The organism is Heliomicrobium sulfidophilum, assembly GCF_057715735.1.
Map to the genome: position 1 here is coordinate 1,193,694 of NZ_JBVTZZ010000005.1, position 18,430 is coordinate 1,212,123.

Annotated in this window: 16 protein-coding genes; 1 reads left to right on the top strand and 15 read right to left on the bottom strand. The window is 57.7% G+C overall.

Going from position 1 to position 18,430, the window contains the following annotated elements; translation table 11 throughout:
- Positions 1 to 258 precede the first annotated feature (258 nt).
- The 8 genes from AC0CW1_RS11340 to murA all read right to left on the bottom strand — a co-directional run bounded on the left by AC0CW1_RS11340 (position 259) and on the right by murA (position 8,979).
- Positions 259 to 1,713, bottom strand: coding sequence for a DEAD/DEAH box helicase (locus AC0CW1_RS11340; RefSeq protein WP_488183155.1), 1,455 nt, complete (start codon positions 1,711 to 1,713; stop codon positions 259 to 261).
- A gap of 280 nt (positions 1,714 to 1,993) precedes the next feature.
- Positions 1,994 to 2,332 (bottom strand): zinc ribbon domain-containing protein YjdM, encoded by a 339-nt coding sequence (locus AC0CW1_RS11345; protein WP_488183156.1) that lies wholly within the window; start codon positions 2,330 to 2,332, stop codon positions 1,994 to 1,996.
- Positions 2,333 to 2,391: 59 nt separating this feature from the next.
- A complete protein-coding gene (rlmH, locus tag AC0CW1_RS11350; protein ID WP_488183157.1) occupies positions 2,392 to 2,877 on the bottom strand; it encodes a 23S rRNA (pseudouridine(1915)-N(3))-methyltransferase RlmH in 486 nt (161 codons plus the stop codon).
- A gap of 161 nt (positions 2,878 to 3,038) precedes the next feature.
- Positions 3,039 to 4,193 (bottom strand): hypothetical protein, encoded by a 1,155-nt coding sequence (locus AC0CW1_RS11355; protein WP_488183158.1) that lies wholly within the window; start codon positions 4,191 to 4,193, stop codon positions 3,039 to 3,041.
- A gap of 106 nt (positions 4,194 to 4,299) precedes the next feature.
- Positions 4,300 to 5,553 (bottom strand): S1C family serine protease, encoded by a 1,254-nt coding sequence (locus AC0CW1_RS11360; protein WP_488183159.1) that lies wholly within the window; start codon positions 5,551 to 5,553, stop codon positions 4,300 to 4,302.
- Between the two features lie 190 nt (positions 5,554 to 5,743).
- Positions 5,744 to 6,745 (bottom strand): MBL fold metallo-hydrolase, encoded by a 1,002-nt coding sequence (locus AC0CW1_RS11365; protein WP_488183160.1) that lies wholly within the window; start codon positions 6,743 to 6,745, stop codon positions 5,744 to 5,746.
- Positions 6,723 to 7,367 (bottom strand): class I SAM-dependent methyltransferase, encoded by a 645-nt coding sequence (locus AC0CW1_RS11370; protein WP_488183161.1) that lies wholly within the window; start codon positions 7,365 to 7,367, stop codon positions 6,723 to 6,725. The genes AC0CW1_RS11365 and AC0CW1_RS11370 overlap by 23 nt, the downstream gene beginning before the upstream one ends.
- Before the next feature lie 346 nt (positions 7,368 to 7,713).
- Entirely contained in the window at positions 7,714 to 8,979 is a 1,266-nt protein-coding gene (gene murA, locus AC0CW1_RS11375) for a UDP-N-acetylglucosamine 1-carboxyvinyltransferase (protein ID WP_488183162.1), read from the bottom strand.
- Positions 8,980 to 9,198: 219 nt separating this feature from the next.
- Here murA and AC0CW1_RS11380 point away from each other — a divergent pair, with 219 nt between their 5' ends.
- The gene (locus AC0CW1_RS11380) at positions 9,199 to 9,378 is read left to right on the top strand and encodes a hypothetical protein (protein WP_488183163.1); all 180 of its coding nucleotides are present in this window, start codon (positions 9,199 to 9,201) and stop codon (positions 9,376 to 9,378) included.
- A gap of 80 nt (positions 9,379 to 9,458) precedes the next feature.
- On the opposite strand, the gene AC0CW1_RS11385 is transcribed toward AC0CW1_RS11380, so the two are convergent.
- The 7 genes from AC0CW1_RS11385 to AC0CW1_RS11415 form a co-directional block, all read right to left on the bottom strand.
- Positions 9,459 to 10,316, bottom strand: a complete 858-nt coding sequence (locus AC0CW1_RS11385) for a gluzincin family metallopeptidase (protein ID WP_488183164.1) — start codon at positions 10,314 to 10,316, stop codon at positions 9,459 to 9,461.
- 195 nt (positions 10,317 to 10,511) lie between these two features.
- On the bottom strand, positions 10,512 to 11,270 hold the full coding sequence (locus AC0CW1_RS11390) for a tetratricopeptide repeat protein (protein WP_488183165.1): 759 nt from the start codon (positions 11,268 to 11,270) through the stop codon (positions 10,512 to 10,514).
- 144 nt (positions 11,271 to 11,414) lie between these two features.
- Positions 11,415 to 12,338: an EamA family transporter RarD gene (gene rarD, locus AC0CW1_RS11395; RefSeq protein ID WP_488183166.1), complete on the bottom strand. Its 924-nt coding sequence runs from the start codon at positions 12,336 to 12,338 to the stop codon at positions 11,415 to 11,417.
- A 36-nt stretch (positions 12,339 to 12,374) separates the two neighbouring features.
- Positions 12,375 to 12,698: a quaternary ammonium compound efflux SMR transporter SugE gene (sugE, locus tag AC0CW1_RS11400; RefSeq protein WP_488183167.1), complete on the bottom strand. Its 324-nt coding sequence runs from the start codon at positions 12,696 to 12,698 to the stop codon at positions 12,375 to 12,377.
- 326 nt (positions 12,699 to 13,024) lie between these two features.
- Complete coding sequence (trxB, locus tag AC0CW1_RS11405) at positions 13,025 to 14,341, bottom strand: thioredoxin-disulfide reductase (RefSeq protein WP_488183168.1); 1,317 nt, start codon at positions 14,339 to 14,341, stop codon at positions 13,025 to 13,027.
- 305 nt (positions 14,342 to 14,646) lie between these two features.
- On the bottom strand, positions 14,647 to 16,041 hold the full coding sequence (locus tag AC0CW1_RS11410; RefSeq protein ID WP_488183170.1) for a peptidoglycan DD-metalloendopeptidase family protein: 1,395 nt from the start codon (positions 16,039 to 16,041) through the stop codon (positions 14,647 to 14,649).
- Between the two features lie 225 nt (positions 16,042 to 16,266).
- Positions 16,267 to 18,414, bottom strand: coding sequence for a molybdopterin-containing oxidoreductase family protein (locus tag AC0CW1_RS11415; protein WP_488183171.1), 2,148 nt, complete (start codon positions 18,412 to 18,414; stop codon positions 16,267 to 16,269).
- Positions 18,415 to 18,430 lie beyond the last annotated feature (16 nt).

Consider the following 18,430-nt stretch of genomic DNA (forward strand, 5'->3'; position numbering starts at 1 on the left):
ACATCCCCCTACATTCCTTTTGAGGAAGATGATTCGACAAAAAATCATCTACTCCTTTAAATGGATCCTATTTTCACTAAAAAAGTTAAAACACCCCGGGGAGGGGTGTTGAAACCGAGTTCAACCAGCTTGAATAGGTTGAAGCAAAGTCAAAGACACTGTATTCAAGTGTACAAACTCCGTCTTTCGCGGGTTAATATGATTTGAAAATCTAGAATCCATAACCTAAAGAGACAAGAACCGCCTGTACGGTGGGAGCTATAGACTGGGATGACCTACTTCCCTGATACTTTGCAGCTTCCCTTTCATCTTTGTGGTTGGTAGTGCTTCCAAAACCAGTTTCCCCTTCCCCCCGAGAATCTCAACATATGAACAAGTGTCCTGGACATCGATAATCCCCACATCCCCTGCACCTACACCGCTAATACTGGTTAGTGCACCCATGATATCTCCCGGTCTCATTTTCGTCTTTTTTCCGGCATTGATCCGGACTCTTGTGATCTCTTTATTGAGATATTCACTTACATCCTGTTTCCGTTTTGGTTTTACATTCCTGCTTTTCTCAAAAATCCGCTTCCCGCTTTCCACTTCTTCCATGGTCGGCAGTTCCCGCTTCGGTATCTTATACTGTACATATTCTTCTATCTCCGATAATAACCTATGCTCGCGGGGCGTTACGAAAGTGAGGGCGGTGCCTTCATTCCCTGCCCGGCCTGTCCTACCTATACGATGAATATAGCTTTCACATTCCATCGGAACATCATAATTGATGATGAGGGCAATATCGTCAATGTGAATACCTCGTGCCACCACGTCGGTAGCAATAAGGAATCTGAATTCGCCTCTTTTGAACTTTTGAATGGTCATCAATCGCTCTCTCTGTTCCATCCCTCCATGCAGGCTACTGCAGAGATAGCCTTCATGCTTCATTTTTCTAAGTACTGCATCTACCTGCTCCCGGGTATTACAAAAAACAATACAACTTTCCGGTCTTTGGGTGTAGATAATCTTATTCAAAAGACTACCCTTGTTTTCTTCGTCTACTTCATAATAATACTGCGCGATTTTATCGGTAGTGGGATTGTCCGATTTTACCTCGATTTTTTCAGGGTTGCGCATGTATTGATCACATATGGCAACGATTTTTTCCGGCATTGTAGCGGAGAATAACAGAGTCACCCGATTTGGGGGCAACATTTTTATAATGGCTTCAATTTGTTCGATAAATCCCATATCCAGCATCTTATCCGCTTCATCAATCACCAGATACCGGATCTCATCCAGAATAAAATTTTTTCTTTCGATATGATCATAGGTTCTGCCGGGTGTACCTACGATGGCGTGGACCCGCTGTTTTAACTCTCTTTTTTGAAATTCTATGGGATGCTTGCCATATACGGCTGCGCACCGGATCTTTTTGAATCTCCCTATATTGGCGATATCCTGCTTGATCTGAACGGCCAATTCTCTGGTGGGCGTCAAAACCAACACCTGGGGGTTTTTTTGCTCTATCTCCATCTTTTCGCAAAGAGGAATTGCAAACGCTGCTGTCTTTCCACTGCCTGTCTGGGATTTCACGATAATATCCTTATCGTTAAGAATCAAAGGAATCGCCTGTTGCTGTACTTCTGTCAGGGTCTCAAATCCAATGCTTTTCAAGGCTTTTACGATTTCTTCGCCAAGACCGTAGGATGCAACGCTTCTATTGTCCATGACATGAACCTCATTCTGTACTTAGTTTATTCTTCATGAATAGCATACCTGATTTTCAGTTTATCATGCGGGAATAGTTTTAGTCACGAGAATGGCTCATCAACCGGATACCACATTATTGGAATTATGACTTTTTGTGATTTATCCCCCTGGTTTAATGTGACTACACTATGCAAAAAGAAGAAGCCTCAACCCTGCATTACGCTAAGGTTGAGGCCCTATGGCAGCTTAGCGGTGGTAGGTTAACCCTTCGCTTGAGACAAAGTGCAGCAAAGCTCCTTTATATCTTCTTAACAAATTCAGATTTTAACTTCATAGCTCCAAAACCATCAATGTTGCAATCAATATTGTGATCACCCTCAACTAACCGTATGTTCTTAACCTTCGTGCCCATCTTCAGAGCAGAAGAACTTCCCTTTACTTTAAGATCTTTAACTACACTAACCGAATCACCATCCTGCAGTACATTCCCATTCGCATCTTTGACAACTTTTTCTTGGATTAGTTCAGTTTCCGATTCTATCATCCACTCATGGGAGCATTCCGGGCAGATCAAGAGATCTCCGTCTTCGTAAGTGTATTGGGACTTACATTTTGGGCAGTTAGGCAAAGCACTCATAATTTTACTTTCTCCATTCTTATTGTTGTTGATCATCATAAAAACTAATTTTTTCGCCGTTAGCGATGATACGTTTCCCCCCGATTCACCTTAAACCCCCGATAAACCTGCTCCAACAAAATCAACCGCACCAACTGATGGGGAAAGGTCAACCGTGACAAGGACCACTTCGCCTTACAAGCGGCATGTACTTCCTTGGAAAGCCCCAACGTCCCCCCAATAAAGAACACCACCAGGTTCGGCCCATACAACTCCCATCCCCGCATCTGTTCAGCCAGGTCCTCTGTCGACCACATCTCCCCGCGGGGATCGAGGGCAATACCAATAAAGTCCTTATCTCCGGCGGCCGCCAGCAGGCGGTCACCTTCTTTTCTCTTGATCAATTCTGCTTCCGTATCGGAAGGCTTGTCCGGCACTTTCTCGTCGGGTACTTCGATGATCTCCAAACGGGAATAGGCCCCCAGGCGTTTTGTATACTCCTGGAGGCCTTCTTTCAAGTACTTCTCTTTTAGTTTCCCGACGGCGACAATGCGGATATGAAGCATCGTCTAACCCTCTTCCATTTGCTTCAACGTATATCGCTTCAACGTATATCGCTTCAGCATGTATCGCTCCGACTATCGTTTCAGTTTTTTATCGACTATCCGGTTAAGTCAGCCAGTTAGCTCTTTTCTGCTTATCTGCCTTACTGCTATCTTACCTTGCTTTACTGCGCAAAGTATTCCTTCTCCGTCACCATTCCATACACTTTCCACTTATCCGACGCCATGACGCCCTTGCCTTCAGGGATTTTGGCCATGATCAGGACGTACTTCTGCTGCGTTTCGTTGTTCTGGATCATGACGCGGGCCCAGTTGGCTTCTTCCGAGAAGGCGACAGACTGCATGGTCATCAGGTCGCCGAGAGTGACGTTGGTGACTTCCCAACTGCCGCCTTTGCCGGCCAGGGCCTTAATGTTCTTGGCGGTGACCTTGTTCAAGGGATCGGTGGCCTCATCCCAGGGGCCGCGCAGGGCTTGGGTGTGGTTGAATTTCAGATCGGTGAGGAAGGCCTTGGCCTCTTTGACGACTTTGCCGGTGGCCGGGCTGTCGATGAAGGCGCTGTTGCCGACGACTTTCCAGCCTTCTTTCGTTTTCGCCAGGTCCCAGATGCGGGCGGACATGATCGGCTGCTCCTTGCCGATCGTCACCATGTAGCGGAAGAGGACGTGGGCTTTGCTGCCGTCCACATCGATCTTGTAGGGGGCCACTTCCACACTGATGTCGCCTGTGAGCTTGGCGTCTTTGAACTGCTTGACAGCCTCATTGAAGACCATCTTTTCGTCCTGGAGGGCGTCCGCCACGCCTTCTTTGCCGAAGGACTTTTCCAGCAACTTGGCGTCGCCGGTCATGAAGGCCTTGAACCGGTTGGTCAGGGCATCCTTGACGGCGGTCATGACTTCCTGTTCCGCAACGGTCTGGGCTTGGACCGGCTGCAGTTGCTGCTTGGCCGACACGGGAACGCCCTGATAGGCCACCACCGGCGTCAGGACGAAGGTGAGCAGGCCTGAGATGATCAGCGAAAAAGGCACCCAGCCCCAGGAGGACGGTTTCGATTTTTCCGCCGCAGCACCATGACCATGGGCGTCATGGCCGTGGGAATCATGGCCATGCGCATCGTGACCATGCCCATCATGGCCGTGGGCGTCCTGTCCATGGCTATCGGCGTGGCCGTGACCATGGGCCCCATGACCGTTTGCATCGTAACCTTGAGCGTGACAAGCGGCGCCATGACCGTGATTGTCCTGGGGAGCTTGTCCATGTCCCTGTTCGTGGTCTTGTTCATTGCCATGCGTGTTCCGGTTGCCGTTTTCCTGTGCCATATCTTGCATCCACCTTTCATCATCGTTGTGTTTCCAAGAAGAACTCCGGACCGGACTTCCGCAAGGGCGGGATCCGGCCGGAGTTCCTTTTTCGCTTCTACACTTCTTACTGCGGCGGCAGTTCGCCCAGGGTGATGGAGAGGGTCGGCTTCTGGTCTTCCCGGACGACAGTCACATTGACCGTGTCGCCCACCTTGTAGCCGTACAGTTCCTTCTGCAGTTCCATGCGGTTGCGGACCGGCTTGTCGTTGATGGCGATGATGATGTCGTTGTTCTGCATGCCCGCCTTGGCGGCCGGGCCGCCGGCGGACGGTTTCACCACGACGCCGTAGTCCACGATCAAATTGTACTTCTGGGCCAGCTCTTTGTCGACATCCATGATCAGGGTCACACCGAGGGCGGCCCGGGAGACCTTGCCTTTGGAGCGCAGTTCGTTGACGATCTGCATGACCTGGTTCGAGGGGATGGCAAAGCCCATGCCTTCAAAGCCGGTGACGGCGATCTTGATCGAGTTGATGCCGATGACCTCGCCGTTGGCGTTCAAGAGAGCGCCGCCCGAGTTGCCGGGGTTGATGGCGGCGTCCGTCTGGATCAGGTTGAAGGCGTAGCCTTCCGGCGTGTTGAGCTGGCGGTTGAGGCCCGAGACGACGCCCTGGGTCACCGAACCGGCAAACTCCTTGCCGCCGGGGTTGCCGATGGCGATGGCCATTTCGCCGACCTGCACTTTCGACGAGTCGCCGAACTTGGCGACGGGCAGGTTTTCCAGGTTGATTTTGATGACGGCCATGTCGGTCTTCGGGTCTGAACCAACCAGCGTGGCGGGCGCGGTCCGGCCGTCGGTGAGGGTGACGACCAGTTCGGCGGCGCCGGCGACGACATGGTGGTTGGTGACGATGTAGCCGGCGTTGTCAAAGATGACGCCGGAGCCGCTGCCCTGCTCCTCGACGCGATTGCCCCGGAAGAATTGGGTGACCCGCACCCGGTTGGAGATGCCGACGACAGCCGGACCGACGGCGCGGGCGACCTGGACGATGCGGCTGCCGTCCATGCTCACCTGGGCCGGATCGGCCACCTGCGGCGGCAAGGCGTAGCCCGAGGGGGGCGGGGTGCTCGGCGCGGGCGCCTGCCGATGAGGGGCAAAATACTGGGACAGGTAGCCGCCCAGGACGGCGGCGGCCAAGGCCACCACAAAGTAAGAGAGCAGTCCGGGCCGGCGTTTGGGCGGTTTGCCATAAGGGCCGGAGGGGTAGCCGCCGCCTCCGCCGTAGTAGCCTTGACCGTAGGGGTTGGCACTGCCGGGGTTGTTGCTTTGATTCGAGGGGTTCTCCCGGTAAGGACCCTTTTCGTCGAAGTAACTCATCCAGTCGTTCCTCCGTTTCGAAAGTCCGTTCCTTTTCGAACCTTTTACCTTAACAAGCGGTGTTCTCCGCAGCTGCTATCGTTCGCTTCTCTCGCCGTTTCCTGCGCCGCTACATGATCGGCTCACGTCGCCCGAAGAAAAAGCAGGCGGAACAGGCGAAAGATGCCTTCTTGGTAGAGATGCCTTCTTGCTAGATTTCCTCCAGGGGATGGGGCTCATACCGGGGCGCCACCGAGAGGCGGACCGTTTCGGACCGGCTACCGCCGGCGCTGACCCGACTGCGGGCGTCGCTGCCTTGGCAGGCCTCGCTGCCTAGGACGGCGCCGTTGCTGTCGCTACGCCCGTCCCGGCCAGAGCCCCCTTCGGGGCCGTAGCCCGGCCAACAGAGGGTGCGCTGTTCCGCGACGGCCAGGACACTATCCAGGCCCACCACGGCGGCGGGAGGGGCGTAATCGCCAGCCACGATGACGCTATGATCATGCTCCGCCAGGATGGACTTGACCGTGTGAACAGCCAGGTCCGGGCGGTTGTTTTCATTGCTCAAATGGGACAACAACACCTGACGGACGCCGCCGTCGCAGAGTTTGACCAAGGCCTCGCCGGCATCAGGGTTGGAGAGGTGGCCCTTGTCCGAGGCGATGCGCCGCTTTAAGTGGGCCGGGTAGGGACCTGTTTGCAGCATCTTCGGGTCATGGTTGGCTTCAAAGATCAGCCCCTGGCAGTCCATGAGGCGGCGGCCCATGCCCCGCGTCACGTAGCCGATGTCGGTGGCGATGCCGAGGCGGCTGTCGCCGTCGTCGATGGTCATGCCGATGGGCTCACGGGCGTCATGAGGGGTGGAGAAGGCTTCGATCTCCAAGTCTTTCAGGGTCACTTTTTTGTTCGGGTCGATGACGCAGACCTGAGACTCCGGCACATCGCCGATGCTGTTCTCCATGCCCTTCCAGCAGCCTTCGCTGGCATAGACGGGCAGCTTGAAGCGGCGCGCCAGGACGCCGACGCCGCGGATGTGATCGATATGCTCGTGGGTGACCACGATGGCGTCGATCGTCCGGGGATCGACGCCGACGGCTGTCAATCCCTTTTCCACCGTCTTGCCCGCCAGACCGGCGTCCACCAGCAGCCGTGTCTGCTTGCCTTCCACGAAGGCGCAGTTGCCGCTGGAGCCGCTAGCAATCGTCGTATACCGCATGCTGCCTCCGTTGCCACCGGTGGATCCGGATGGCGTATTCTTTCTGGTCCAGTTGGACCGGGATGGTCGTCAGATCGCGCCGCCAGGCGTCGGCGTCGAGGCGGTCAAAGAACTGGGCCGCCCACTCGCGCCCCGGATCGGCGACAATGAACTCGCCGCCCAGCGCCAGGTGGCTCGTCAGGATGCGCTCTAGGTCGCCGTGCAGCGTCCGCTCGTAGAGGATGTCGGAGCCGATGATCAGCGAAAAATCGCCCATAGTGGGGAAGCGCCGCCAGTCGGCCCAGACCCGCTCCGTGTCCACGCCATTCTGGGCGGCGTTTTCTCCGGCCAGTTCCAGGGCCGCCGGGATGAAGTCCGTCTGGACCACTTCAGCGCCTTTTAAGGCGGCCACGATGCCCGAGAGGCCGAGGCCGCAGCCCAGTTCCAGCACCGGGCGGTCCTGCATGTCCACCTGGCGCCAGAGGTAGGAGGCCAGGCCGAGCGACGATGGCCAGAGTTCCGCCCAGAAGGGCAGTTCATCTTCCTCCTGGGCGGCGGAGATCAGATCGTCTACGTTGCCGATCCGGGTAAAATTCAGCACAGGGCCGCCCGGTACGGCGATCGGTTCAGTGACCCGCTGCAACGGCTGTTTCCTTCTTTCTGTGATCGGTGGTGTGAATCGGGTGCAGGCAGTGGTTCAAACAAGGTAGCGATGCAGGTGTAGCGAAATCGGTAATATCGGTTCATTCGGTACAGAAATGGCAGTGTAATTGAAGGAGGCGTGTAAAAGTGGTTCGATGGGAGCGCGTTATGGGTCCTATTCACAGTACGAAACAGTTGTTCGTCGTTGACAGTGAAAAAGGGGTTAATAGGAAAAGGAGCATCAGAAGGAATAGCGAAGTAAGCCGAATACGAGGGATACGCGGCATGAGAGGGTTAAGCGGCATAAGTGGATATGCAGCATTAGTGGGCAAGCAGATAGTGAAGCGTTACGAAATCCGCCGCACCCGCGCCCCAAGCGCCAGCAGCTTCTCATCAAGGTGCTCATAGCCGCGCAGGACATGGTGCAGGCAGGAGACCTCCGTCTCGCCGTCGGCCACAAGACCGGCAATGATCAACGCCGCGCCGGCCCGCAGGTCTGAGGCTTTGACCTGGGCGCTCGACAGCCGCTCCACACCGTCAATGACGGCGGTCCGGCCCTCGATCTTGATCTGGGCGCCCATGCGCTGTAACTCGTCGACGACGCGCAAACGGTTTTCATATACGTTTTCGACGATCATGCTGATGCCGTTGACCGTCGACAAGAGCGCCATTAACTGGGATTGCATGTCAGTGGGAAAGCCGGGATAGGGCAGTGTCTTTACATCGACCGGCCGGAACGGCCCGGTGCCGTCAATAAAGATCTGGTCGTCGCCCTCTTCGACGCGAACGCCGACCTCGCGCAGCTTCGATGTGATGGCGTGCAGGTGGGTGGGGATCACGTTTTCCACGAGCACCCGGCCTCGGGTGGCTGCAGCGGCGATCATGTAGGTGCCCGCCTCAATGCGGTCGGGGATGACGGTGTAGCGGGTGCCCCGCAGCTCGCTCACGCCGTCGATGCGGATCAGGTCGGTGCCGGCGCCGCGGATGCGGGCGCCCATGGCGTTGAGGAAGTTGGCCAGGTCGACGATCTCCGGCTCCTTGGCGCAGTTTTCGATGATCGTCTGCCCCTGGGCGGTAGCGGCAGCCATCATGATATTTTCCGTCGCGCCCACCGAGGGGAAGTCGAGGTAAATCTTGCCGCCTTTTAATCGCTTGCCACCATCGGCCACGCCGCCACGAATGTAGCCGTGTTCGATCTTCAGTTCCGCGCCGAGGACGGAGAGGCCTTTGATATGTAAATCCATGGGCCGGGTGCCGATGTTGTCGCCGCCCGGCAGGGCCACCTCGGCCCAGCCGAAGCGCCCCAACAGGGACCCCAGCAGGAGGTTCGATGCCCGTAGTTTTTTGGCCAGTGTATAGGATGTCTTGCAGGAGATCGTATCGGGAACGTTCAAGCGGATGACGCCCCGCTCCAGCCATTCTCCTTCGCCGCCCATTTCACGGCAGATCTCCATCAACACGTCCACGTCGGTGATCTCCGGGATATTCTCTAAAATCGTCTCGCCATGGGCCAGGAAGCAGGCGGCCATGACGGGGAGTGTCGCGTTCTTGGCGCCGCTGATGGGTACGCGCCCTTCCAGGGGAAATCCCCCCTGAATCAACAGTTTGCCCAACGAGCATCGTTCCCCTTTCTACTGTGGCAAAGGCGTCGGCGTGTGGGGTCGATTAGCCAATGCTTCTTCTTTTTATTCTCTTAGCCAGGCCGGATTCCTGCTTGCTGCTTTCGCAGGCAGGCTTTTTCTTTCCCCCATGAAACCATTGACGCAAGAGACCATATCATGTATTATCTGAATATTCAGTAAAATAGTTTTGCCGTGAAGGAGGGGATCGGTGTGTCTTCCCAGGATGACCTTTGTCAAATCTGCCGACGGACCAATGTGGTCGAATTAATTTGCACAATGGTTTTCCAGGTATGGGGTTCTGCGTCGAAAGAACTGGCTTGCTGGCATGTCTGCGCCGACTGCTATCCCCATTTCGAGGAGACGGTCCTCTCCTTCTACCGCGACACCTGATGCTGCAGGAAGACCCCGCCCTCCCATCTCGGAGCGGCGGGGTCTTCCTTTCATGGCTTTTTGCGACTGGGCTCTCTTGTTCAGAGCGGCCGGCTTTCCTTCTCGGCTGCGGCGTGAACCTTTTCAACAAAGGCCTCCCATGTCCACCCCGTCGCTGCGGTGATCGACGCCTCGATGGCTTTTCCGGCGGCCAAACCGTCGATCGTCCTGGTTAGCGCCTCCGGCCCGGCATCCTGGATCACGTCGACCGCCAGCAGGGACTGCCGGTAGGCCAGGCGCTGGTCCTCCAGGTTGTCGAAGTCGGCGTCCATCGAGCCAAAGGGATAGAGCCGCTCCGCCCAGTCGCCTTTCGGCTGGGACAGGGTAAAGCCGCTCAAGCGGCGTTCCGCCTCCTGGGCCACGCCCTCCGTAAACCAGCGCGGGATGTTGCCTCCCGTCTGATAGTCGAGGACCATATGGGCCAACTCATGGGCCATGGGGCCGGCCATGTCGGCGCCGTCATGGCTCCACACCCGCGGCGACAGCACCCGGACGACGCCGGCGTAGTAGACGCCCATGGCCGACTGGTCCTTCCAGCCGAAGACGCCGTTGAAGGAGTCCCGGTCCGGATAGAGCAGGACGAGCGGCTTTGTCGACGGCTGGTAGCCGATCATCGCCGTCACCTGCGGGTAGATCCGCTCTGTGTCCCGGAGCACCGCCGGGGCGATCGGGGCGTCTTCGTCACAGTAGCGGAGGGTGACCCCTTTCCCCTCCAGGGTGCGCCATTGCCGCGTGTCCCCTTCGGCTTCCCGCCGGTTGAACTCCCGATACCAGCCAAAGCCCTCCGCTTTCATCACCGGCCAGGTGGCGGCGAAGGCCCGACCGGCCAGAGCGAGCACAAAAAACAAGCACAACCCGGCAGCCCACCACAGGCGCGGGTCGATTCTCCATTCCCCCATGTTTCTCCCCCGGTCCTTTCCATTATATATGCAATAGTTCTTGCAAGATCGGAAAGCCCGTCCATTATACCAACCTTAGTTGGTTTTTTGGGTAGGAGGTTGCTGGGGGAGCGTATATTCCTTTCCACTTTTTTTCGGATAGAGATGAAAAAGACGCCGCCCGGATGGCGACGTCGGTGGCGTTATCCTTCAGTTCTAGGGTTGCTGCTTCCCAACCCCGCTCAAATCGGGCGCTTCCAGGCCGCCGGGGGCGGCCGAGTTCCCCGGCGCGTTGCCGGATGGCGCGGGAGTCTGTCCATTTTGAGCCGGCGCTGGTTGGAGCATCGCGTCGGCCATCTGAATCATCTGTTTGAGCGTTTCGGCTTCCTGGGCCGGCGGGTTGGTGTCCAACGCCTTCTGCCAGTAGACCTTGGCCGTGGCCGGGTCTTTTCTCGCCTGGATGAGGAAGATGCCGTAGTTGAAGTTGGCGTTCAGGTGGCGAGGGTCTTTTTGAACGGCCAGTTTGAAGTTCTTTTCCGCCTCATCGAGCTGGTCGCTGTAAAAGGCCGCAGTGGCGGCGTCGACGCGGGCATTCACATCTTCGGGCTGAAGGGCCAGGGACTTTTGATAATCCTCATAAGCCCGGCGAAAGGTGTTTTGGGACGCTTCCATGTCTTTGGTCGACCGGTAGAGGGAGGCCAGGTTGTAGCGGGTGTTGGCCAGTTCAAGCCAGAGGGCGGCATTTTTCGGATCGGCCGCCGCCTTCTCTTCGAGGGCTTGAATGTCGGCCTGCCAGGTCTGTTTCAGGTTTTCCGTATAGGCGCTGTCATCCTGCCCAGGCGCTGGGGTCGGCGAATCGCGTAACGCAGTCAGGGAATAGACGATCGTGCTGCCCATCAGGCCGGCGATGACGAGCAGGGCCACGATGGCGTAGACCCGGCGCTGCTTGTTGTACAGGGAAGATTCAGCGGCCAAAGTGGTCTCATCCTTTCTTTCGGGCGAACTCGGAGTAAAATATGTCCATCCTGTTTCGGTGCGCTTAGCCGTATTATAAAAGGGATGTGACGCAGAGTAAAGTTTTTGTAAATCGATTCCTGCTTCGGAAGCGATTCTTTTTCTCTACCCCGCCGCCTCTCGTTTCGCTTCGCGCATGCCCTTCAGGTGAGACAGGGAATAGACGATCAGTGCCGACCAGATCAGGGTGAAGCTGATGGCATGGACCGCCGTGAAGGGCTCGTGATAGAGGAAGATCCCCAGCAGCAGGCTCATCGTCGGCGACAGGTACTGGATGAATCCGATCGTGGACAAGGGGATCCGGCGCGCGCCCTGGGCAAACCAGAGCAAGGGCATGGCGGTGGCCACACCGGCCCCCATCAGTAGCGCCATCGCCAGGGGCGTTCCGCCGGTAAAAGCGTCGTTGCCTCCTGCATGGAGAAAGAGCAGGTAGAGGAACGCCAACGGCGTCACCATGGCTGTTTCAACAGCCAGCCCGATCACCGGTTCGAAGCTGACCTTCTTCTTCGCCAGCCCGTACAGGGTGAAACTGACCGCCAGTGACAGGGCGATCCAGGGCACCTGCCCAAACTGGACGGTCAGAAAAAGCACCCCTGATGCGGCGAGAGCGATGGCTGCGATCTGCCCCTTATTGAGCCGCTCCTGCAAAACCAACACGCCGACGGCCACATTCAACAGGGGGTTGATGTAGTAGCCGAGGCTGGTTTCCACCATGTGTCCGTTGTTCACGGCCCATATGTAGATGAACCAGTTGGCACTGATCAAGAGCGATCCCGTGATCAGGGTCAGCCAGTTTTCCTTCTTCCCGATGGCGCTTTTCATGCTCTGCCACTGATCGGTCGCAAAAATAATTATCATCACAAACAGAAAAGACCAGACGATCCGGTGGGCCAGGATCTCCATTCCCGAGATCCCCTCGAGGGACTTCCAGTAGAGGGGAAGCAATCCCCAGGCCAGGTACGCCGCCAGGGCGTAGTAGACGCCCGTCAGCGTGTTTCGTTGCGCTGTTTTGTCATGTGACTGTGTCATTGCTGCCTCATCTCTTTTCTTTTGACTAAAAAAGTGTTACCCGTTGGAGCCGGTCGCCTTTAGCCCGATAATTCCGATCAGGATCAGGGCTAGGAAAAACAGACGGAGCGTATCCTTCGGCTCCTGAAAGAGCACCATACCCAGGATAACAGCGCCGGCGGCGCCAATTCCCGTCCATACCGCATAAGCAGTGCCGATAGGCAACGTTTTTGAGGCTACATTTAGAAAATAAAAGCTGACAATCATCGCTGCGACAGTGATCAGTGATGGATAGAGCCGGCTAAAGCCATCGGAGTATTTCATTCCGATCGCCCAGACGATCTCAAAAACACCAGCAATGCACAGATAGATCCAGGCCAACTTGTTTCGTTCTCCTTTCAGTGCGGCAAATATTCCAATTTTCATGTCGCAAGCAAAAAGCAGAGCCCGAGAAGATATTTGTTTCGAAATATCTTCTCGGGCCTATATCCTCTTGTACCAGGGGGCTACTCGCATGTTCCTATTCGTGTACCCCTTTTTGTCAGACACTGCAACCCTCGTGGGCAAATACCGAGGCTTTACCAGGGGCACTGGCGGCGACTGGGGGGCATGGGGCCTCACTGGGTCCACCGGGACCCCTAGCCTTACAAAAGCCACCGGGTTTTACTGGAGACCGGTCCTGAAGGGACTTCGCGGGCTCTCTTGTCTCAATGGTTTCCGGACAGGTACCGCTCCGCCGAAATGGCCGCCACGGCGCCGTCGCCGACAGCGGTGGCCACCTGGCGAAGGACCGTGTTGCGCACATCGCCGCAGGCGAAGACGCCGGGGATGCTCGTCGCCAGGTGGGCGTCGACGGCGATGTAGCCCTCTTCCGTCCGGTCCAGCGGCTCAAGGAGGAACTCGGCCGCCGGTGAGTGACCGACGAAGACGAACACGCCGTCACAGGCGATTTCGCCCGTCTCCCCTGTCTTACGGTTGCGGGTAAGCACCTTTTCCACAGCGGCGCCGCCGGCGATCTCCTCGATGACCGTATCCCAGACGAAGCGGATCTTGGGGTTCTGGAAGGCGCGGTCTTGGAGGACTTTCGTCGCCCGCAACTGGTCGCGGCGGTGGACAATGATCACCTCAGTGGCGAATTTGGTCAAGAACAGGGCCTCCTCGACGGCCGAGTTGCCGCCGCCGGCGACGATCACCTTGCGGTCCCGGAAGAAAGCGCCGTCACAGGTGGCGCAGTAGGAGACGCCCCGCCCGTGAAACTCGGCTTCCCCCTTGACGCCGAGGCGGCGTGGCTGGGCGCCGGTGGCGATGATGACAGCGCGGGCGTAACGGATGCCGCTGGCTGTCTCGACGCGCTTCAGGTGGCCCTTTAAGCCGGTCCGGGTGACTTCCTCCGAGATGAGCTCTGCGCCGAAGCGCTGGGCCTGGGCCATGAAACGCATCATCAGTTCCGGGCCGGAGATGGGCTCGTCAAAGCCGGGGTAGTTTTCGATCAGCTCTGTCGTCGCCGCCTGGCCGCCCGGCATGACCGATTCAAAGACGCCCGTGCGCAGTCCCGCCCGGGAGGCGTAGAGGCCCGCCGTCAGCCCGGCCGGGCCGGCGCCGATGATCAGCACATCGTAGATGTCTTTCGGATCTTTTTTCCGCCAGGCCTGGTCTTCTTTGAGCATGCAGTGGTCCATGACGACGGTGAGGCCGGCGCTTTCCGCCAGTTTCGCCGCTTCTTCATGGATGACGCCTTCTTGCAACCATAGGATTTTGGCCCCCCGGGCGATGGCTTCCTGGGCGATGGGCAGGACCTCCTCGGAACGACGGAAGACGTCCACCACGTCGATCTCGATCTCCGCCGGGATGGAGGCGAGATCCGGATAGCTTTTCTCCCCGAGGATCTCCGTCGCCGTCGGGTTGACGGGAATGATCCGGTAACCTTGTTCCTTCAGGTATTCGGCCACATGGCGACTCGCCCGGCCCGGTTTGTCTGACAAGCCCACGATGGCGATGGTTTGCACCGACGGAAAGTCGATCATTGCGCTCACTCCCGAACGTATAATACCCATTAGGGGTATATTCTTGGACTCTATTATAGGCCGATCGTGAAGAAGGTGTCAAGCGAGCGTAATATCCACCGCTTTTTTTCGTATCCTGTGATCGGCAAGGCGGTCATGGCAACCCCCTGGTCTTGACTCCGCAAGCGGCAACAGACCTTCACACCCCCAGCGCTATCTCTCAGCAACGTTGAGAAAAAGGGAACCTTTTCGCCGTTTCCATCGTCTAAAGAATAAAGTAAAAAAGAAGAAGACCCGCTGCGAGGTCTTCCAGTACATCTTCTTTGTTACTTCAGGTAAGCCATGGGGTTTTTCACGCCTCCATCGATAACCTCGAAGTGCAGGTGGCTGCCATAGGAGCGTCCCGTCGAACCAACCGCGCCGATGTTGGCGCCCCGGCTGATTGTCTGGCCTTCGCCGACGTACAGTTGGGAAAGGTGGGCGTAGCGGGTGGTGACGCCGCCGTGGTCGACGAGGAGACACTTGCCATAGCCGCCGGCCCAGCCAGCAAAGGTGACGACGCCGTCCGCCGCAGCGTAGACGGGATCGCCCGTATTGCCGTCAATATCCATTCCGGTGTGGAACTCGCGGCCCCGGTAGCCAAAAGGAGAGGTGATCCGCCGACTGCCAACGGGCCAGGACAGGGTGCCGCTGCCGCCGCCGCTGTAGCTGCCGCCGGCGCCGCGACCACGAGAAGCCACCATAATCCGGTCACCGCGGACCTCAACCCGTTGGACGGGGTTTTTCAGCGTCTTTTCTTCTTTCAGTTCTTCTTCAAACTGGTAGTTGTTCTCTTTGCTGACGATGTAGGTAGCGATTTTTTTGCCGTTTTCGCCTTCCTGTTTGACCTTGACGGCGCCCGGCTTCATGTTGGCGTCTTTTTCGACTTTCGTCGGGTAGGGCACATTCTCTTCTTTGACAACCTTGTATGTACTGACCACGTTCAGGTAGTGGACCGGCCGGGTGAGGTTGATCTCTTGGCCGATTTTCAGCTTGTTCTCGTTGACCAGTTGGGCATTCGCCTTGCGCAGTTCATTCCAACTCATGCCGTTCTTCGTGGCGACGCTCCAGAGGGTATCGCCTTTTTGGACGACATATCGAATCTTCTCGCCCTTGCCTTCGGCGAGCATCTTTTTCGCTTGATCGCTCGGGATGATCTGATCGGGCGCTACTTCTATGTCTTCGTATGTGATCTGTTGCTTCACTTTTACATCGAGCAACTCGACGCCTTCACCGATCTGCCCGTAAGAGAAGAAGTTGATCGTGTCCTTGATCAGTTGTTCCGCTTGTTCGCGGCTGGCGACCACCATTTCCGGCTTGCCATCGATCACGATCCGGCAGGCGTCGACCATGCCGTTGGCCTTGACCACCATGGCCGATGCAGTCGTGAGTTGGTTTGTTGCCGGCGCGGAGGTTCCGCTGAAAGCGGCCACTGTGATGGCGCCGACCAGCAGGAGCACCCCGGTTCCCTGGGCGATGTAGACAAGTCCTTTGCTTTGCCGCCAGTTTTGGAGATCGATGGAGCGGATCTCCAGCTTCACCTCGTCTAATTTCACACGAAGCGCGTTCAGCCTGTTGTCAATTCCTTGAGTCTTTCCTTCGCCGACTGACTTGGTGCGGAATTCGGTCCATTTTTCTTGGAACCAGGCGAGTTTGTCCACTAAGAAATCCTTCTTGGACATTTGCGCCCCCTTTCCCACCCCTGACAAGCTGCCGAGGCTAAATGTTAATGGGTTCGCCGGGAGGGCGAACCGATGAATCCCGATTTGGCGCTCGGGTTTGTATGGCAGTCGCTGCTATTATCTTCCGTCTTACAAACCCGCCAACATTATAACATGGAAAAGGTTGTCGAGGAAACCCTGAAATTTGCCTATCGATCATTCTATCAGGGATTTCACTCATCCAGGTTAACGGATCCGTTCGGCCAGGGCGATCTTGCGCAGGCGGCAAAAGGTCTCATTGACCACAGCACTTCGGATGTCGGCGTGCATGAGCGCACATGTTGCGCCAGAGACGTTGGTCAGCAAGTTGACGCCACCGCCGTCGACAACGGGCTTGCCGCCTGAAAGGAGGGCGCACCGGCGAGGCGCGGCCTCATCGGCGCGCACGGACAGGGTCACGCTCCCCCACTCTGTTTCGGCGACGACGTCGTCACCCGGGCGCAGGTTCAACTCTTTTAGGTCTTCCGGGTGAAGCGAGAGGTCGGCCGCCCCTTCGTCGCTATCGTCCATCTCCCAGAGTTGAGAATTGTGGCGACCCGGGCGGTGGACAAAGATGAGCCGGAAGCGGTCGTCCTCCCCTGTCTCATGGCTGTGACGAACAGGGATCACCTTGCAACGGTCGAGGAGCCCTTTGAAGTCGACCTCGCCCGCCAATTCCACTTTGCCGGAAGAGGTCGCAAAAGCGCCTTCCCGGAAGGGGATGACTTGCAATCGCGGGTTGGGACGCGGCCCGCCGCCAGCCCAATCGGCGAGGGTGACGCCGAAGGGCTGCAGGAGGTCTTCGAGCCATGCTTCGGGCCCCTTCACCCAAAAAGCGGCGTCTTCACAAAGCCTGGCGCGCCAGTCCGGTGAGGGGGCGGTCTGGTGCTTCTCCGCTAGAACATACTGAGGTGGGGCATCGAGAGGGCCTTCCTGTTGCGCCTTCGATGTGTTCGCCGCTATGGCGCACATCCGCCGGGCCAGTTCGCTCCAGATGCGGTGTTCCGGCCAGACCTGCCAGCGCGGGGCGACAAGAGCCGGTTGGTAGTGGATGTAATCGTTAAATGGCGATACGAAGAGATCGCTCTCTTCAAAACTGCTGGCCGCCGGGAGCAGGATGTCGGCGAGCCGGCTCGTGTCGGTCAGTTGAAAATCGATGGCCACCTTGAAGGGGATGGTGTGAAAGGCCTCCATCATCCGCTGTGTGTTCGGCCCCTGGCTGATCGGGTTGGCGCCGTGGATGAGGGACACCTCGATGGGTGGCTCTGTAGAACCGCTTGCCGATCTTCGCCGGAGGATCTCCTCGGCCAGGCTGTCGGCGGCGATAGAAACGGCGCGGTCCTCGCCAGCGATGGAACGGCCGATTTCATGGCGATCGCTGGCCAGGTGGATGCCCCCGCCGGCGATGCCCAGTTGGCCGGTGATGGCGGCCAGGGCGTCGATGGCGCGCACGGCGTGGTATCCCTCTTGGTAACGCAACACCCCGGCGCCGAGGACGATTGCCGCCGGCCTCGCCTTCGCATAGAGGCCGGCAAGGTGGCGGATGGTGTCGGCATCGATCCCGATTTCCTCTGCCGTCTTTTCCGGCGCAAAGCAAGAGACCGCCTCCGCGTAGGAGGCAAAACCGTTCACATGGGCTGACACGAAGTCGCCTTGCCAGCGCCGCTCTTCCAGGATGACATGGGCCATGCTCAAGGCGAGCAAGACATCTGTGCCCGGCCGAATGGTCGCTTGCTCATCTACGAAGTTCCCTACCGCCAGGCGCACAGGGTTGATGGCTACGACGGTGGCTCCCTTTTCCCGAGCCTCCTGCAGGTAGGGAATCAGGTGCAGGTTCGTCGCCGCCGGGTTGCGCCCCCAGAGGAGGATGGTCTTGGCGCGGGTGAGATCGCTCCAGGCCGGCGACGCCGCCTCGCCAAAGTCGGCCCGCATGGCGGCGCGGCCCCGGTCGCGAACAGTAAACCCCTGTGGCCGGGTGATGCCGCCGAGGGCGTTGAAAAAGCGGCGGCCCAGTCCCTTGAGGGCGCCGATGGAACCGGCGCCGTCCATATGCAGGACCGATGCAGGACCGCCTCTTTCAAGCGCGTCGGCCAGCCGCCGGGCGATCACATCGAGCGCCTCTTCCCAGGTGATCCGCCGCCACTGCTTGCCCTGGCGCATCATGGGCGAGAGGATCCGGTCGGGGCTGTGATGGCGTTCGACCAGCCCTTGCGCCCGGGAGCAGACAAAGCCCTTTGTCACGGGATGTTCCGCATTTCCGGTGATATGGGTGATCCGGTCCCCTTCCAGATGGACGCGAAAAGCGCAAAGGTCGTAACAGTTTAAGGGACAGGCAGACAGGGCGGTGCGTCTCATGGTCCGTTCTTCCTCT

Coding starts and splice junctions, on each gene's coding strand:
- AC0CW1_RS11340 (WP_488183155.1), bottom strand. CDS start 1,713: ATGGACAATAGAAGCGTTGCATCCTACGGTCTTGGCGAAGAAATCGTA.
- AC0CW1_RS11345 (WP_488183156.1), bottom strand. CDS start 2,332: ATGAGTGCTTTGCCTAACTGCCCAAAATGTAAGTCCCAATACACTTAC.
- rlmH (WP_488183157.1), bottom strand. CDS start 2,877: ATGCTTCATATCCGCATTGTCGCCGTCGGGAAACTAAAAGAGAAGTAC.
- AC0CW1_RS11355 (WP_488183158.1), bottom strand. CDS start 4,193: ATGGCACAGGAAAACGGCAACCGGAACACGCATGGCAATGAACAAGAC.
- AC0CW1_RS11360 (WP_488183159.1), bottom strand. CDS start 5,553: ATGAGTTACTTCGACGAAAAGGGTCCTTACCGGGAGAACCCCTCGAAT.
- AC0CW1_RS11365 (WP_488183160.1), bottom strand. CDS start 6,745: ATGCGGTATACGACGATTGCTAGCGGCTCCAGCGGCAACTGCGCCTTC.
- AC0CW1_RS11385 (WP_488183164.1), bottom strand. CDS start 10,316: ATGGGGGAATGGAGAATCGACCCGCGCCTGTGGTGGGCTGCCGGGTTG.
- rarD (WP_488183166.1), bottom strand. CDS start 12,338: ATGACACAGTCACATGACAAAACAGCGCAACGAAACACGCTGACGGGC.
- trxB (WP_488183168.1), bottom strand. CDS start 14,341: ATGATCGACTTTCCGTCGGTGCAAACCATCGCCATCGTGGGCTTGTCA.
- AC0CW1_RS11410 (WP_488183170.1), bottom strand. CDS start 16,041: ATGTCCAAGAAGGATTTCTTAGTGGACAAACTCGCCTGGTTCCAAGAA.
- AC0CW1_RS11415 (WP_488183171.1), bottom strand. CDS start 18,414: ATGAGACGCACCGCCCTGTCTGCCTGTCCCTTAAACTGTTACGACCTT.